General features: G+C 56.7%; 16 protein-coding genes. 2 read left to right on the forward strand and 14 right to left on the reverse strand.

The genetic code is table 11. The annotated features are described in order from the left end of the window. Positions 1-22 precede the first annotated feature (22 nt). The 12 genes from holB to yceD all read right to left on the reverse strand — a co-directional run bounded on the left by holB (position 23) and on the right by yceD (position 9,623). Positions 23-970, reverse strand: coding sequence for a DNA polymerase III subunit delta' (holB, locus tag AACR93_RS11195; protein WP_043850821.1), 948 nt, complete (start codon positions 968-970; stop codon positions 23-25). Beyond that, a complete protein-coding gene (tmk, locus tag AACR93_RS11200; protein WP_043850822.1) occupies positions 955-1,581 on the reverse strand; it encodes a dTMP kinase in 627 nt (208 codons plus the stop codon). Before tmk ends, holB begins: the two co-directional genes overlap by 16 nt. Continuing rightward, on the reverse strand, positions 1,581-2,582 hold the full coding sequence (gene mltG, locus AACR93_RS11205; RefSeq protein ID WP_043850823.1) for an endolytic transglycosylase MltG: 1,002 nt from the start codon (positions 2,580-2,582) through the stop codon (positions 1,581-1,583). The genes tmk and mltG overlap by 1 nt, the downstream gene beginning before the upstream one ends. After that, positions 2,572-3,378: an aminodeoxychorismate lyase gene (gene pabC, locus AACR93_RS11210; protein WP_156152946.1), complete on the reverse strand. Its 807-nt coding sequence runs from the start codon at positions 3,376-3,378 to the stop codon at positions 2,572-2,574. Before pabC ends, mltG begins: the two co-directional genes overlap by 11 nt. A 67-nt stretch (positions 3,379-3,445) precedes the next feature. Beyond that, a complete protein-coding gene (fabF, locus tag AACR93_RS11215) occupies positions 3,446-4,687 on the reverse strand; it encodes a beta-ketoacyl-ACP synthase II (protein ID WP_043850825.1) in 1,242 nt (413 codons plus the stop codon). Between the two features lie 82 nt (positions 4,688-4,769). Then, positions 4,770-5,006, reverse strand: coding sequence for an acyl carrier protein (acpP, locus tag AACR93_RS11220; protein WP_005300909.1), 237 nt, complete (start codon positions 5,004-5,006; stop codon positions 4,770-4,772). Positions 5,007-5,163: 157 nt separating this feature from the next. Further along, positions 5,164-5,898 (reverse strand): 3-oxoacyl-ACP reductase FabG, encoded by a 735-nt coding sequence (gene fabG, locus AACR93_RS11225; protein WP_033113680.1) that lies wholly within the window; start codon positions 5,896-5,898, stop codon positions 5,164-5,166. 13 nt (positions 5,899-5,911) lie between these two features. After that, a complete protein-coding gene (fabD, locus tag AACR93_RS11230) occupies positions 5,912-6,847 on the reverse strand; it encodes an ACP S-malonyltransferase (protein ID WP_043850826.1) in 936 nt (311 codons plus the stop codon). 71 nt (positions 6,848-6,918) lie between these two features. After that, a complete protein-coding gene (locus AACR93_RS11235; RefSeq protein ID WP_033113678.1) occupies positions 6,919-7,878 on the reverse strand; it encodes a beta-ketoacyl-ACP synthase III in 960 nt (319 codons plus the stop codon). 7 nt (positions 7,879-7,885) lie between these two features. Next, entirely contained in the window at positions 7,886-8,905 is a 1,020-nt protein-coding gene (gene plsX, locus AACR93_RS11240) for a phosphate acyltransferase PlsX (RefSeq protein WP_041207723.1), read from the reverse strand. Positions 8,906-8,914: 9 nt separating this feature from the next. Further along, complete coding sequence (rpmF, locus tag AACR93_RS11245) at positions 8,915-9,082, reverse strand: 50S ribosomal protein L32 (RefSeq protein ID WP_005300935.1); 168 nt, start codon at positions 9,080-9,082, stop codon at positions 8,915-8,917. A gap of 19 nt (positions 9,083-9,101) precedes the next feature. Beyond that, on the reverse strand, positions 9,102-9,623 hold the full coding sequence (gene yceD, locus AACR93_RS11250) for a 23S rRNA accumulation protein YceD (RefSeq protein WP_043850932.1): 522 nt from the start codon (positions 9,621-9,623) through the stop codon (positions 9,102-9,104). A 119-nt stretch (positions 9,624-9,742) separates the two neighbouring features. Here yceD and AACR93_RS11255 point away from each other — a divergent pair, with 119 nt between their 5' ends. Further along, positions 9,743-10,324, forward strand: a complete 582-nt coding sequence (locus AACR93_RS11255; protein WP_043850933.1) for a Maf family protein — start codon at positions 9,743-9,745, stop codon at positions 10,322-10,324. A 97-nt stretch (positions 10,325-10,421) separates the two neighbouring features. Here the strand turns inward: AACR93_RS11255 and AACR93_RS11260 are convergent, their stop codons facing one another. Together AACR93_RS11260 and rluC are read right to left on the reverse strand one after the other, a co-directional pair. Next, positions 10,422-11,084, reverse strand: a complete 663-nt coding sequence (locus AACR93_RS11260; RefSeq protein ID WP_043850827.1) for an HAD-IA family hydrolase — start codon at positions 11,082-11,084, stop codon at positions 10,422-10,424. Then, on the reverse strand, positions 11,084-12,028 hold the full coding sequence (rluC, locus tag AACR93_RS11265) for a 23S rRNA pseudouridine(955/2504/2580) synthase RluC (RefSeq protein ID WP_042030945.1): 945 nt from the start codon (positions 12,026-12,028) through the stop codon (positions 11,084-11,086). The genes AACR93_RS11260 and rluC overlap by 1 nt, the downstream gene beginning before the upstream one ends. A gap of 412 nt (positions 12,029-12,440) precedes the next feature. On the opposite strand from rluC, the gene rne reads away from it, so the two are divergent. Next, entirely contained in the window at positions 12,441-15,428 is a 2,988-nt protein-coding gene (gene rne, locus AACR93_RS11270; RefSeq protein WP_043850828.1) for a ribonuclease E, read from the forward strand. Positions 15,429-16,082 lie beyond the last annotated feature (654 nt).

Consider the following 16,082-nt stretch of genomic DNA (forward strand, 5'->3'; position numbering starts at 1 on the left):
AACCTTTATTGCTAATGACGTTCTATAACCAGCGACTGAGCCAGTTCATCAGATGAATGGTGGGATTGGAGAGCTGTCCCGGCTGACAGGCCGCTTTCAGGGCGACCAGTTGCTGCTCGGCATCCAGCAGTTTTTCACTGGAATGCAGCCCGGCGAACTGCTGGCTCAAGGTAGCCAGATCCGGCATCGCCAGTTGATGGTGACCGCATCCCGCCTGAGTTTTCAGGGCATCGCACAAAAAGAGCTGCACCCAATGCAGACGAACTTGTGTCTCCTGACCGAGCTGGCTGCACAAGGTGGTCGCCTTGCTAGGGGACTTGGCGAGGGCGACCAGATCCTCGAGCAGCTCACGGCGAGCACCATCTTGCAGCTGCTCGATGTAGTCGAGCACACGCAGCGGCGCCCCCTGACAGATCCGCACCTGAGCCAGAGTCGCCTGATGTCCCTGTTCAGCAAGCCAGCGCACCGTTTCACCCTCACTTGGCAACTGACACACGTGTTTGTGGCAACGGCTGAGAATGGTGGGCAGCAGACGGGAAACCTGGGAGGCGATGAGGATCAGCAGGCTGTCACCGGCAGGGTCCTCCAGGGTTTTCAGCAGCGCATTGGCTGCCGATTCGGTCATCCGCTCCGCATCAGGAATGATCACAACTTTGCCACGGCCAAGCTGGGCCGTGCCTTGCAGTCGGTTGCAGATATCACGGATCGCTTCGACCCCGATGGTCTTGCTGTCGCGACTGATGGTGCCGAGATCCGGATGATGGCCTTTGTCAAAAAGCTGGCAGGAGTGGCAATGGCCACACGGCTCTCCGCGATCCGGTTGTTGGCAAAGGTGCAAACGCGCCAACCGTTCAGCTAGCTGCTCCTTGCCAAGACCGGGATCGCCAAGCAACAACCAGGCATGACCCAGTCTGCCGGCCGCTGCCGTCTGGCTCAGTGCCTGCCAGTCGGGGATCAACCAGGGATACATAGGCGAGCATCCAGCGCAGCTTCAATCGCCGCTTTTACCTGTGCCGGGGTTTGCCCCGCATCGATCACAACGATGGAATCATCCTTGGCGGCGAGTTCGAGATAACGGGTACGAGTCCGTTCGAAAAAGCTGAGCTGCTCCAGCTCGATCCGATCCAGTTCGCCACGATGGCGGGCGCGTTGCAGACCGAGTGCGGGATCGATATCGAGATAGAGGGTGAGATCCGGTTTGAAATTGCCGAGTACCGCCTGCTTGATGGCTCCGATCAGAGCAGCATCGATACCACGGCCACCCCCCTGATAGGCCTGGGAGGAGAGATCGTGGCGATCCCCCACCACCCAGACACCATCGGCCAGTGCCGGCTTGATGCGGGTCTCCACCAGTTGTACCCGGGAGGCATACATCAGCAGCAGCTCAGCTTCGATGGTAAGGCGCTCGTCATGCACCTCTTTGACGATGGCCCGCATCCGCTCGGCCAGCGGCGTACCACCCGGCTCGCGGGTACATTCGATCCGCTCGATGCCTTGGCGCTGCAGATAGTCGGTGACGTAACGGACGGCAGAGCTCTTCCCTGCCCCTTCCAAACCTTCAATAACGATAAATTTAGACATCAGGATTTCTTCAATATGTATTCGCGAACCGCCCGATTGTGTTCATCGAGGGTCTTGGAGAAGTAGTGAGCACCACCGCCCTTGGCAACAAAATAGAGATAGTCGGTCGACTTGGGGTTGAGTGCCGCTTCGATGGATGCCTTGCCCGGCATGGCAATGGGCGTCGGCGGCAGACCATCGATCACATAGGTGTTATATGGGTTCTTGTCAGTCAGATCGCTGCGGCGAATGTTGCCGTCGTAACGGTCTTTCACCCCGTAAATCACGGTGGGGTCGGTCTGCAACTTCATGCCAAGACGCAGACGATTGACGAACACCGAGGCAATTTGTGCCCGCTCTTCAGGCAAACCGGTCTCTTTTTCGATGATCGAGGCCATGATCAGCGCTTCATAGGGGGTCTTGTAAGGCAGATTGGCCTGCCGCTTGTCCCAGCTCTGCTGCAGGAATGTCTCCATGTCCTGGTGAGCGCGGCGCAGAATGGAGAGATCGCTGGCATGGGTGGTATAGGCGTAGGTTTCCGGCAAAAACCACCCCTCCAGCTTGCCATTCTCGATACCCAGCTCCTTGGCCAGATCAGCCTCGGGCAACTCGACCGTGAGCCGTTCCAGATAAGGGGCACTGGACAACTGCTTCAGCCAATCCTCAAAGCGGGAGCCCTCGACGAAGGTGAGGCTGAAGTGGAACTCCTTGCCCGAGGCAAAGAGCGAGAGGGTCTCCTTGAGCAGCGCCCCCTCCTTGATTTCATAGGTGCCTGACTTGATGGCAACCAGCTCGGGATGACCGCGCAGCCAGAGGCGCACCGCCCACGGACTGGGTTCACCATCACCCAACTCGGCGATCAGGCGAGCAGCATGAGCTCCCTTCTCCACCGTAAAGAGGCGAGTCGGCCCCTTGTTGGTGAGCGTCTCCACCTGCTGCCACTTGTAATGCACATAGCCCCCGGCGACGGCCACAGTCAGTGCCGCCCCCGCGAGCAGGGTGTAAAGCCGATTAAACTTCAATGACCAAACGCTCCTGTAAACGGCGGCTCAATACCGGGGCTGGATAGTGTTTATCCTCGATGCCGATGACCGGCACCACCCCCATCAGGGTATTGGTGAGCCACACCTCTTCCGCCTGCCATAGTGACTCCAACGGAGCCTCTACCACACGCAACTCAATACTCATCTGTTTCAGCATCGCCATGACCTGACGGCGCATGATGCCGTCAACCCCGCAACGGGCCAGATCGGGCGTAAACACCGTCTTGCCCCGACGCCAAAACAGATTGGCACTGACCCCTTCGACCAGCACGCCACGGCTGCTGAGCACTACTCCTTCGACTGCACCACGGCTGACAAGTTCGCTCTTGAGCAGCACCTGCTCCAACCGGTTGAGGGTCTTGAGCCCGGCCAGCATGGGGGCATCACCAATTCGCTGGCGGCACACCAGCAAGTTGATCCCCTCGCGTTGCCACTGGGCATACTGGGCAGGAAAAGGCGCCAGCGAAAGAATACGGGTCGTCTGCTGGCACCCGCTGCCATCATAACCGCGGCCACCCTCCCCCCGAGTCAGCATCACCTTGGCAACACACTGTTGTTCACCAGCAACCAGAGTCTCGAGTTCCAGAGCCAACAATTCCCAGTCCGGTTCAACCATTCCCAGCCGGCTATTGGTCTGTTGCAGTCGAGCCAGATGCGCTGGCCACTGCAATACCTTTCCTTCTTTCACCGCCATGGTGGTGAAATGGCCATCGCCATAGGCCAGACCACGGTCGCGGGCCGAGATGGTATCGAGCTTCAATCCATTGATCAGCAAAGAGATCCCTCCGATAAAAAAGGCCCGATACCGGCAGTATCGGGCCTCTGTCATTGCCCGCAGGCAATTATACGCGTTTGAAGATCAGGGAACCATTGGTACCGCCGAAACCAAACGAGTTGGATAGGGCGTACTCGAAGTTACCCGGCTTGGCCACATGGGGCACCAGATCCAGATCGCACTCATCATCCGGGTTGTCCAGGTTGATGGTGGGCGGTGCAATCTGATCGCGCAGGGCCAGCACAGTGATGATCGCCTCGATGGCACCGGCGGCGCCCAACAGGTGACCGGTCATCGACTTGGTGGAGCTCACCATCAGGGATTTGGCGTGCTCACCAAACACCGACTTCATGCCACGCAGCTCGGCCACATCACCCAGCGGGGTGGAGGTACCGTGCGCGTTGATGTAACCAATCTGCTCGGGGGCAATGCCGGCATCCTTGATGGCATTTTTCATGGCGCGAGCACCACCGTTGCCATCTGCAGGAGGCGCAGTCATGTGGTACGCGTCACCGCTCATACCAAAACCGACCAGCTCGGCGTAGATCTTGGCGCCACGGGCCTTGGCGTGTTCGTACTCTTCCAGCACCAGTACACCGGCACCGTCACCCAGCACGAAACCATCGCGATCTTTATCCCACGGACGGCTCGCTTTTTGCGGCTCGTCGTTGCGGTTGGAGAGTGCCTTGGCGGCAGCGAAGCCACCCATCCCCATCGCGGTGGAAGCTTTCTCGGCACCGCCGGCGACCATCACGTCGGCATCACCGTAAGCGATCATCCGGCCAGCCATGCCGATGGCATGGGTACCAGTGGTACAGGCGGTCGTCACGGCGATGTTCGGCCCTTGCAGACCTTTCATGATGGAGAGATGACCGGACACCATATTGATGATGGTGGAGGGCACGAAGAAGGGGCTGATCTTGCGCGGGCCGCCGTTGACGAGGCTGTCGTGGTTCTGTTCAATCAGACCCAGACCGCCAATCCCGGAACCGATCGCCACACCGACGCGCTCGGCATTGTCGTCGTTGATGGCGAGGCCTGAATCGTCCAGTGCCTGCATACCGGCAGCAATACCGTATTGAATGAAGAGATCCATCTTGCGAGCGTCTTTACGGTTGATACCGTACTGCTCGGGATCGAAGTCCTTGACCAGACCTGCAAAACGGGTTGCAAACTCGCTGGCATCGAAATGGTCGATAAGGGAAATGCCGCTCTGCCCGTTGAGCAGGGCTTGCCAGCTGGATTCGGCTGTGTTGCCTACCGGGGAAAGCATCCCCAAGCCGGTCACCACGACTCTGCGTTTTGACACTGAGGTAGTCTCCGAGAGGTGATTTGAAAGGAAACAAATACAAAAGAAGCGGCCCTTGGGCCGCTTCTTTCAGAACAGGAACTTATTCCTGATTAGCGGTGATGTAGTCGATAGCCGCTTGAACAGTGGTGATCTTCTCGGCTTCTTCATCAGGAATTTCGGTATCGAATTCTTCTTCCAGCGCCATTACCAGTTCAACGGTATCCAAAGAGTCAGCGCCCAGGTCGTCGACGAAGGAGGCAGCGTTCTTAACGTCTTCTTCTTTAACACCCAGTTGTTCAATGATGATTTTCTTTACGCGTTCTTCGATGTTGCTCATGACCTGAATTTTCCTTTAAAAATACGCTATTGCGTCTGGTTGGGGTAGTTTATTCAATTGACGTGAGTTTGCAAGTAGCTTGCCGCTGGTCAAACCACGAAATTCGCCAAACTTCGGCGTACTATCGCAAATTTGAACAGAACTCACGACAAATTGATTACACCATGTACATCCCGCCATTAACATGCAGGGTTTCACCGGTGATATAGGCTGCTTCATCGGAAGCCAAGAATACCACAGCGGCGGCAATTTCTTTCGGATCACCCAGACGAGCGGCAGGAACCTGGCTCATGATGCCGGCACGTTGCTCTTCGTTCAGGGCGCGAGTCATGTCGGTTTCGATGAAACCGGGGGCAACCGCGTTGACCGTGATACCACGGGAGGCCACTTCACGCGCCAGCGATTTGGTAAAGCCAACCAGACCCGCCTTGGCGGCTGCATAGTTGACCTGACCGGCATTGCCCATGGTACCAACGACGGAACCGATGCTGATGATGCGACCATTGCGCTTCTTCATCATCGCCCGCAGTACCGGTTTGCTCAGACGGTAGAGCGAGGTCAGGTTGGTATCGATGATCTCGTTCCACTCGTCATCTTTCATCCGCATCAACAGGTTGTCGCGGGTGATACCGGCGTTGTTGATCAGGATGTCGATGTCACCAAAACGCGCCTTGATGGCAGCGAAAACGGCTTCGATGGATTCCTGGCTGGTCACGTTCAGTGCCATGCCACAACCCTGCTCACCCAGATAGGCGCTGATCGCCTCGGCGCCGCTCTCGCTGGTCGCTGTGCCGACGACTTTGGCGCCACGGGCCGCGAAAGTTTCGGCAATTGCACGGCCGATGCCACGACTGGCACCGGTCACCAACACAACCTTATCGGTAAAGCTCATTACTTGCTCCTGTTTACTTGATCTGGGCCAGCGCCTGCTCGAAAGAGGCTGCATCGTTGGCGTGAATACCTTCTACGCGCTTGTCGATGCGCTTGGCGAGCCCAGTCAATACTTTGCCCGGGCCCATCTCGATTTCGAGGGTAACGCCCTCATTGGCCATCCGCTCGACAGTCTCGGTCCAACGAACCGGGCTGAACAGCTGACGCACCAGAGCTTGCTTGATGGCGACCGGATCCTGTTCACAGGATACGTCGACATTATTGATGACCGCGATGGCAGGAACCTTGATCTCGATCCCGTCCAGCGCAGCTGCCAGTTTTTCTGCGGCAGGTTTCATCAACGCACAGTGAGACGGCACGGAAACCGGCAGCGGCAGCGCACGCTTGGCGCCCGACTCTTTCATCAGCACGTTGGCGCGCTCGACAGCCTCTTTATGGCCAGCGATAACCACCTGGCCCGGAGAGTTGAAGTTGACCGGAGAAACCACCTGCCCCTCTGCCGCTTTTTCGCAGTTGGCAGCGATGGCGTCGTTGTCCAGACCGATGATGGCAGCCATGGCACCAGTACCTTCCGGTACCGCTTCCTGCATGGCCAGACCACGCAGCTCGACCAGTTTAACGGCATCGGTAAAGGCCAGCGCACCGCTGCAAACCAGAGCGGAATACTCACCCAGGCTGTGACCAGCCATGACGGAAGGCGTTGCCCCCCCCTGCTGTTGCCACAGACGCCACAGTGCGACAGAAGCAGTCAGCAGTGCGGGCTGGGTACGCCAGGTTTTGTTCAGCTCTTCGGCCGGACCGTTCATTACCAAGGCAAACAGGTCATAACCCAGCACCTGGCTCGCCTCGGCGAAGGTCTCCTTGATCACGGCATGTTGCTCGGCCAGCTCGGCCAGCATGCCCACGGTTTGGGAGCCTTGTCCCGGGAAGGCAATGGCAAATTGGGTCATCATTGATTCCTTTTAGATAAGCAAAAATGAAATCGTTGCGGGATGACAGCACTCGCTCATCCCGCATTAGATCAGAGGCGAACCAGTGCCGAGCCCCAGGCAAAACCACCGCCGAAGGCTTCCAGCAGTACCAGCTGGCCCGGTTTGATCCGGCCATCCCGCACCCCTTCATCGAAAGCGATAGGTACGGACGCAGCAGAGGTATTGCCGTGCTTGTCGAGGGTCAACACTACCTTATCGAGGCCCATGCCGAGTTTCTTGGCTGTGGCGCTGATGATGCGGAAGTTGGCCTGATGGGGCACCAGCCAGTCCAGCTCACTCGGCTCGAGACCGGCAGCTGCCAGCGTCTCGGTCACGATCTCGCTCAAACGGGTGACCGCCACTTTGAACACATCGTTGCCCTTCATGTACATGTAGGCTTCGAGTTCGGCGCCCGGCATACCGCGACGGGGTTGCGGCAGCTTGAGCAGATCGCCATAACGGCCATCGGCATGAAGATGGGTGGAGAGAATGCCCGGTGTTTCGCTGGCGCCAATCACCACGGCACCGGCCCCATCACCAAAAATAATGATGGTGCCGCGATCTTCCGGATCGCACATGCGCGACAACACATCGGCCCCGACGACCAGCACATGGCGGGCAGCACCGGATTTGACGAACTGATCGGCAATGGAGAGTGCGTAGGTAAAACCGGCGCAGGCTGCCGCCACGTCAAAGGCAGGGATCCCCTGTACACCCAGTAGCCCTTGCAGTTCGCAAGCAGCTGCCGGGAAGGCGTTTTCTGCGCTGGTGGTGGCCAGCACAATCATGTCGAGATCGGCCGCGGTCAGGCCCGCGGCATCCAGGGCCCGCAGGGCGGCCTGGTAAGAGAGGGTGGCAACGGTCTCATCAGCACCGGCAATGCGGCGCTCACGGATCCCGGTGCGTTCCACGATCCACTCGTCACTGGTCTCAACCATCTGCTCGAGATCGGCGTTGGTACGCACTGAACTCGGCAGGTAGCTGCCAGTACCCAGAATTTTGCTATGCATAGAGTTCTTATAGGTCCCTGTCGGAAAAGACAGCTTCAAGGCGATCTGCTATTTGCAGTGGAAGTTGATGTTTGGCCTCTTGTGCGGCCAGCAGGATCGCATTACACAGGGCGCGCCGCTCGGCTCGCCCATGACTTTTTACCACAATGCCGCGCAATCCTAACAGACTTGCCCCGTTATACTGGTCGGGGTTCAGGTAAGAAAAACGCCGTTTGAACATAAAACCGGCGATCCGGCCAAGAAAAGTGCGCTTCTTGCGGGGATATCCCGCCAGCTGAGCCATCATCCGCACTACCCCCTCGGCCGTTTTGAGGGCGACATTGCCAACAAAACCATCGCAGACGATCACATCGCACTCACCGCTGAAGATGCGATCCCCTTCAATGAAACCGACATAGTTAAGCGCGTTGCACTGGCGTAACAATTCGGCACTGTGGCGCACCAAGTCGTTCCCCTTGATCTCCTCTTCCCCGATGTTGAGCAAGGCAACACGAGGAGAAGCGATGCCTTCGACTTTCTCGGCCACCACGGAGCCCATCACCGCAAATTGAAGCAAGGTATCCGCATCGCAACTGACGTTGGCACCAAGATCCAGCATCACGGTGCGCTTGCCGCTCAGTGTCGGCAGCGCCTTGATAAGTGCCGGCCGATCGACCCCGGGCAGAGATTTGAGCACGCACTTGGCCATCGCCATCAACGCACCGGTGTTGCCGGCGCTCACGCAGGCATCGGCCTCACCGGCTTTCACCAGATTGAGAACCACCCGCATGGAGGAGTCTTTCAGAGTACGCAGCGCCACGATCGGTTTATCGCCCATGCCAACCACCTGGGATGCATGTACGAAACGGACGCGGGGATGATTCAGCAAGCCATGTTGCTGCAGCAGAGAGGAGGTCTGATGTTGGTCACCGACCAGGATCAGTTTTAGCTGGGGTAAAAGAGACAGTGCCTGCACGGCGGCAGGCACTGTTTCCGAGGGGCCAATATCTCCCCCCATGATGTCTAGCGCGACAGTTTGCGTAGACAAAGGCAATCCTTAAGCGATTACCTTTTTACCGCGGTAGAAACCATCGGCAGTCACGTGGTGACGACGATGGATTTCGCCACTGGTCTGATCAACAGTCAGGGCAGCGGTGGTCAGCGCATCGTGGGAACGACGCATGCCACGCTTGGCACGGGTTTTACGGTTCTGTTGTACGGCCATTGTAGGCTAACTCCTAAATTCACTTACGTTTAAGCTCTTCAAGAACTGCAAAGGGATTCGGCCGCTCATCAGCAGGTTCGATTTCCCCCCAAGTCATCTCCATGTTACCGCGGGGACACGCATCCAGAGAATGCATGGCTACCTGAGGCAACGAGAGGATGAGTTCATCCTCCAGGATTTGATGAAGATCCATCTCGCCGTTTTCGTCCAACTCAATGGGCTCATAAGCTTCCGGCAGTTCTTCCTCGTTTGTTCTCTCGAACAGCGGAGTGTAGATAAATTCAGCTTCACAGAGATGCTCGAAAGTCTCTCCGCAACGTTGGCAAACCAGGTCAACCTTGGCATGGGCAGTGCCTTTCATAACGGTCAACTTCTGGACATCTTTGCCAAAATGCAGCGATACCTCGATATCACTCCGCAAGCCAGCGGTTGATTCCTCCAGCCTGGGCATCTGCGACTTTTCCACTATCCCGATGTAATCGAGCAGCTTCAAGGCACTACGGACTGGATCAACCTTAACGGGCAACTTCACCTTTTGCATAGGGCGCGAATAATATAGGTCCAACAACTGATAGTCAAAGGAAAAAGTCCTTACCGCCGATGATTTTAACGCCACAAGTCCCTAGAATGCCGGTACTTGCTTTCATCGGTATTCGGATTATGCCACAGAATCTTATCCTCGCCTCAACTTCTCGCTATCGCAAAACCCTGCTGGAGAAGCTTGGCCTCCCCTTTGAATGTGCAGCTCCCGACGTAGACGAACGCCCGCTGGCAGATGAATCCGCTCAGGAGCTGGTGGCCAGACTTGCCCGGGCAAAGGCCCAAGCCATTGCAAATAGTCGTGATCACGGGCTGATCATCGGCTCTGATCAGGTGTGTGTCTGCGATGGCCGCATCCTCGGCAAACCGGGCACCATAGATAATGCCATAGCACAGCTGATGGCGGCCCAGGGTCGCAGCGTCACCTTTTACACCGGCCTGTGCGTACTTAACGCTGCAACCAACGAGATTCATCAATTGATTGAACCGTTTATGGTTCACTTTCGCGATCTCGACGAAGCCGCCATTCGCCGCTATGTAGAGGCTGAACTCCCCCTCGATTGTTCTGGCAGCTTCAAATGCGAAGGGATGGGGATCGTGCTATTTAAGGGGCTGGAAGGGCGTGATCCTAACGCCTTGATCGGTCTGCCGCTGATCGGTCTGATCGAGCTGCTGGAGCGCCACGGCATCGCCCTGCCCTGATGGTGGGCGAATGGATGAGCTAGAAGATATATAAAAGGCCCGGTCAATTGACCGGCCTTTTATCAATCAGATTGATGTCACTCAAGGCGAGAGACGTTTACAACAACGTGCGAAGAGCCGTCATAGAGTCAACCACTGCTACTGGCTCGTAACAACTGAGGGCATCGCGGCTATCCACACCCCAGGTGACGCCAATGCGCGGCATGGCGATTGCCTCGGCCATCGCCATATCGTGAACAGAGTCGCCGACCATCACGGCCTGCCGGGGTGAAAGCCCCAGTTCGTCCAGGATCTGCTCAAGCATCAGCGGATCGGGCTTGGAGTTGGCCTCATCAGCCCCACGACTGGTCATAAACAACGGGCGCAGCCCGGTCTCATCAAATACCCGATCCAGCCCACGGCGTGATTTACCGGTCGCGACGGCCAGTTGCAGGCCCCGTGACCGCCAGTCATGCAGCAGCTCCCCTGCCCCGGCAAACAGCGGACTGGGGGTGGTGTCGTGCAGATAGTGATAACGATAGCGATCGATGAGTGCGGCAATCTGGCGCTCATCAATGGTGATGCCACTGTCGCTACGTAAAGGGAACAGGCGGGACATGGCGACATCGAGGCTCAACCCGATAATCTGCCGGATCTGGGACGGTGCAGGTACTGCCAGCTCACAATCTCTGGCGGCCCCCTGCACACAGGCAACAATGCGGCCCACCGAATCCATCAGGGTACCGTCCCAATCGAAAATGGCGAGCCGGATATCCTGCATCAGCGTGGCAAGCCGTTGAGGAAGTTGTCGAGTTCAGGTGCCAGCGGTGCTTCTACCTGCATCTCGCGACCATCGGCCGGATGGGTGAAGCTGAGCTTCCAGGCATGCAAAAAGAGCCGTTTCAGCCCTTGGCTGCGCATTTTCTCGTCAAACGCCGCTTCACCATACTTATCATCACACGCAATCGGGTGACCGGCATGCAGGGTGTGCACCCGGATCTGGTGAGTACGACCGGTGATAGGGCTGCACTCGACCAGGGTCGCTTCGGCAAATTGACGCACGATACGGAACCGGGTTTCCGATGGCTTGCCATCGGCGCTGACCCGTACTACCCGTTCGCCAGACTGCAGGTCGTTTTTGCGCAGCGGGGCATTGACCACCTTGACGTGAGCCTGCCATTTGCCACGAACCAGCGCCAGATACTGCTTGCGCATGGTCTTGACGCGCAACTGCTCATGCAGGCTGCGCAGGGCGCTGCGTTTTTTAGCAACCAGCAGTACGCCAGAGGTATCGCGATCCAGTCGATGAACCAGTTCGAGGAAACGGGCTTCAGGACGCAGGGCGCGCAGCCCTTCGATAACGCCAAAGCTCAGCCCGCTGCCGCCATGTACGGCCATGCCGGAGGGCTTGTTCAGCACGATCATGGCATCGTCTTCAAACAGGATCTGGCTCTCCAGACGCTGGATAACACCGAGGTTGGCGGATGGCAGCTCATTTTTTTCAGCGACGCGAACGGGAGGAACCCGCACCTCGTCACCTGCGCAGAGTTTGTACTCCGGTTTGATGCGCTTTTTGTTTACTCGCACTTCACCTTTGCGAAGGATGCGATAGATCAGGCTCTTGGGGACGCCCTTTAGCTGAGTCTTGAGAAAATTGTCGATGCGCTGCCCGTCATGCTCAGCTTCGATGGTGAGCAGCTGCACTTGTTGATGTATCTGTGTCATGGCGCGGATTTTACCACTGCCAGCGCCCCTTGGCTGCTGGTTTGTTGAAAAATGGCGCCTTGCTATAAAAGAGGTTTAAATGGGATAATAAACAAGGTTTTGTCATTGTGTTCAAGCCTTGTACTAAGTGGCCAAAAAGTATGCCACCCAATCCCGATACACCGTGTATACAAGAACATGACGGTTCCCGGGTGCGAGGTACAACGCATGGAGAACACAAACATCACCGTTTATTTGTCTCCATTTCGGCATCCTTATTCATCTCTTCTCGAGAAAAGATGACCAGAACGCCCTTAGTTTGCGCCTCATGCATACCCCAACCGGGAGGTTGCCCCAGTATGCTGAAGACCCGAGGCCGGCGCTGGCAGGACCCAGATGGAGGAAATCAAAATGACACAATAATGAGAACTCAATGAAAAGAATGCTTATCAACGCAACTCAAGAAGAAGAGTTGCGCGTAGCGCTGGTTGACGGACAACAGCTCTACGATTTGGATATTGAAAGTCCGGGACACGAGCAGAAGAAAGCGAACATTTACAAGGGTAAGATCACCCGCGTAGAACCCAGCCTTGAAGCTGCTTTTGTCGACTACGGCGCCGAGCGCCACGGTTTCCTGCCGTTGAAGGAGATCGCCCGCAATTACTTCCCCTCCGGTTACTCCTATCAGGGTCGTCCCAACATCAAAGAAGTGGTCCGCGAAGGTCAGGAAGTTATCGTCCAGATCGACAAGGAAGAGCGTGGCACCAAGGGTGCAGCCCTCACCACCTTTATCAGCCTGGCAGGTAGCTACCTGGTACTGATGCCCAACAACCCCCGTGCCGGTGGTATCTCCCGCCGCATCGAGGGTGATGAGCGGACTGAACTGAAAGAAGCCCTGAGTGGATTGACCGTGCCGGAAGGCATGGGCCTGATCGTGCGTACCGCCGGTGTAGGCAAGTCGCCAGAAGAGCTGGAGTGGGATCTGAACGTCCTGCTCAACCACTGGGACTCTATCCACAAGGCCTCCCAGGAGCGCGCTGCGCCGGTGCTAATCCATCAGGAAAGCAACGTCATAGTGCGTGCCATCCGTGACTATCTGCGTCGCGATGTGGGCGAGATCCTGATCGACAATCCGGTGATTTTCGAACGTGCCAAGGCCCATATCGAGCTGGTACGTCCCGATTTCCTCAACCGTGTGAAGCTGTACAAGGGTGAAGTTGCCCTGTTCAACCACTTCCAGATTGAGAGCCAGATCGAGTCAGCCTTCCAGCGTGAAGTGCGCCTCCCCTCCGGCGGCAGCATCGTTATCGATCCGACCGAAGCCCTGACCTCCATCGATATCAACTCCTCCCGCGCCACCAAGGGCGGCGATATCGAAGAGACGGCGCTGCAAACCAACTTGGAAGCGGCCGATGAAATTGCCCGTCAATTGCGTCTGCGCGACCTGGGTGGCCTGATCGTTATCGACTTCATCGACATGACGCCGGTTCGCCATCAGCGCGAAGTGGAAAACCGTCTGCGTGAAGCGGTTCATCAGGATCGTGCCCGCATCCAACTGGGTCGGATCTCCCGTTTCGGTCTGCTGGAGATGTCTCGCCAGCGTCTGCGCCCCTCCCTCAACGAGTCCAGCAGCCACATCTGCCCCCGTTGCCAGGGTCAAGGCGTGATTCGTGACAACGAATCCCTCGCCCTGTCCATCCTGCGTCTCATCGAAGAAGAGGCCATGAAGGACAACACCGAGCAGGTTCACGGCCAAGTGCCGGTTGATGTTGCCGCCTATCTGCTCAACGAGAAGCGTGCTGCCATCGCCAGTCTGGAGCAGCGAAATGATGTGCGTGTTTACATCATTCCGAACCAGCATCTGGAAACCCCGCACTACGAAGTGACCCGCATTCGTCAGAACGAGATCCCGGAAGCGGCCAGCTACGAGCTGAAAACCGAGATTGCCAAGCCGGTCTACCAGCCGAAGCAAGCTCAGGTGATCGAACGTGAACAACCGCTGCTGCAAGGCTTTGCCCAGCCGACTCAACCCGCGCCAGTTGCAGCACAGCAGCAGACAGCCCCGGCCGTTGCCGCTGCACCTGCCGAAGCAGGTTTCTTCAGCAAGCTGATCAAAGGCATTACCGGCCTGTTCAGCAGCGATGCTGCCCCTGCCGAAGTAAAAGCTCCGGCTGATAAACCGGCGGCTCGGGAAGCACGCAAGGAAGAGGGTCAGCGTCATCAGCGCGAAGAAGGTCGTGGCCGTGGTCAGCGTCCTCGTCGTGACGACAACCGTGGCAACCGCAACAATGCGGAAGCTGGCGAGAAACGTGAAAATGGCAACCGCGAAGGTGGTGAAAACCGCAATCGTCGTCCTCGTAAAGAGCGCGAGCCCCGTCAAGAGCGTGAAGTTCGCACTGAAGCGCGTCAAGAACGTGAGCCCCGTGCTCCACGTCCCGCTCGTGAGCCACGCGCTCCCCGTGAGCCTCGTGCCGAGGTTGTCGTTGACGCGGTGGAAACCGTTGATGCCATCGAACCACGTCAGGAAAAAGAGCAGAAAGTGGCTGAGCGCCGCGAACGTCGCCAGCTGCGCAAGCAGATCCGCGTTGATGTTGCTGCGAGCGACACCCCTGCCCTGCCTGTCGTAGAAGAGGTTCAGGTTGCAGCTGTTGAGACTGGCGACCAGGATGAGCAGGCCGAAGGTCAGCGCCGTTCCCGCCGTACTCCGCGCAGCCAGCGCATCGAAGGCCAACGTCGCAAGCGTATTAATGAAGAAGCACGTAGCCAGCGTGATGAAGAGCAACAAGCCGAGCCTACTCTGACTACCGCCGCCCAGGCCGATATTGCCAAAGCGCAGGTTGAAGAGCCGGTAGTGCCTGTTGTCACCATCCCGAGCGCTGAAGCTGTCGCGGCAGCCCTGCAAGCTTCTGCTGCACTGACCGAACACGTGGTTGTCGAAGCTGTTGCTGAGGAGTCAGCTGAGCAGGCTCATGCGGTACAGACCGAAGTGGCCGCAACACCTGTTGTTGATACCGTAGAAGTGGAAGCCCCTGCTGTCGCAGTAGTTGCAGCAACTCAGGTTGAGATTACACAAGCTGAACAACCTGCTGAAGTTGTTGCCGAAGCTCCGGTAGCCGCTGTTGAAGCAGTTGAGGTCACCGAAGCAATAACTACTGCACCTGTTGCTGAAGAGCCGGTAAAAGTTGTAGCTGAAGAGACTCCCGTAGCCGTAACCAAGCAGGTTAAGCACGGTGCCGGTCTGTTGGCTCGAGCTCGCAAGGCATCTGCGCCAATGGCAACCCCTGCCGAAGCACCTGCCCTGCCAGCTCGTGAACCGGTGGACTATCCGCCTCTGGTTCGTGGCGAAGTGGTTAGCTCTGGCCGCCACGGTGGCAGCACCGCAGCCGTCAATGTGGCTTCCTGCCCGGCTGGTCGTCCTTAATAGTTCCTGTTGTTGGAACAAGCAAAGAGCCACACATTGTGTGGCTCTTTTTTATGGGTGACATTCACCTAGTTATCAGTTGCTAATGCGTCAGTGTGATTCCGATATCGAACGCCATCTGGATGAGGGCAAGATCGTCATGAACGGATCAGTGGTGTCTTTGGTTTATTCCCTTAAAACTAAAGGCGTACTAAGTTTTCTACCTAAATTCTATTTATTCGAAATAATGGCCACAAAAGCTTAAGTCACAAACAAGTTTGTTGGCATATGAAACTAATCAGTCATGCGCCCAGTAGTACATCTCTCGGTCTAGTTCCGACTCATTATTGCCAAGTCGCGGATTACAGCTTGAACTGCCAATGTGATTTAGATATCAGGATATCTATCCACTATCCAGATTAAGTCCGCTCCACATAAAACCACAATCTGACATACATCTGGAATATGTGTGATAGATCAATCCAAATCCTATACCCAGGGACACAACGCAGCAAATGCTGCATCATGTAATCGTATATTTTGTAGCGGTAACTTTCTGATTGGAGGCAAAGTTATCCCTCCCCTCCGCTAATTACATGTACTAACCAAATAACCCAGGTTCCTGTTAATAGAAATCCCTGATGCTGATTGGAGAACACTTGGCTACGGCGCTCT

Source organism: Aeromonas sp. L_1B5_3, assembly GCF_963866575.1.
In the GTDB taxonomy this organism is placed as follows: Bacteria; Pseudomonadota; Gammaproteobacteria; order Enterobacterales; family Aeromonadaceae; genus Aeromonas; species Aeromonas jandaei.

Excerpts from the sequence above, each read along its gene's own strand:
- holB (WP_043850821.1), bottom strand. The coding sequence starts at position 970 with ATGTATCCCTGGTTGATCCCCGACTGGCAGGCACTGAGCCAGACGGCA.
- tmk (WP_043850822.1), bottom strand. The coding sequence starts at position 1,581 with ATGTCTAAATTTATCGTTATTGAAGGTTTGGAAGGGGCAGGGAAGAGC.
- acpP (WP_005300909.1), bottom strand. The coding sequence starts at position 5,006 with ATGAGCAACATCGAAGAACGCGTAAAGAAAATCATCATTGAACAACTG.
- fabG (WP_033113680.1), bottom strand. The coding sequence starts at position 5,898 with ATGAGCTTTACCGATAAGGTTGTGTTGGTGACCGGTGCCAGTCGTGGC.
- fabD (WP_043850826.1), bottom strand. The coding sequence starts at position 6,847 with ATGACCCAATTTGCCATTGCCTTCCCGGGACAAGGCTCCCAAACCGTG.
- AACR93_RS11235 (WP_033113678.1), bottom strand. The coding sequence starts at position 7,878 with ATGCATAGCAAAATTCTGGGTACTGGCAGCTACCTGCCGAGTTCAGTG.
- rpmF (WP_005300935.1), bottom strand. The coding sequence starts at position 9,082 with ATGGCCGTACAACAGAACCGTAAAACCCGTGCCAAGCGTGGCATGCGT.
- yceD (WP_043850932.1), bottom strand. The coding sequence starts at position 9,623 with ATGCAAAAGGTGAAGTTGCCCGTTAAGGTTGATCCAGTCCGTAGTGCC.
- AACR93_RS11255 (WP_043850933.1), top strand. The coding sequence starts at position 9,743 with ATGCCACAGAATCTTATCCTCGCCTCAACTTCTCGCTATCGCAAAACC.
- AACR93_RS11260 (WP_043850827.1), bottom strand. The coding sequence starts at position 11,084 with ATGCAGGATATCCGGCTCGCCATTTTCGATTGGGACGGTACCCTGATG.
- rluC (WP_042030945.1), bottom strand. The coding sequence starts at position 12,028 with ATGACACAGATACATCAACAAGTGCAGCTGCTCACCATCGAAGCTGAG.
- rne (WP_043850828.1), top strand. The coding sequence starts at position 12,441 with ATGAAAAGAATGCTTATCAACGCAACTCAAGAAGAAGAGTTGCGCGTA.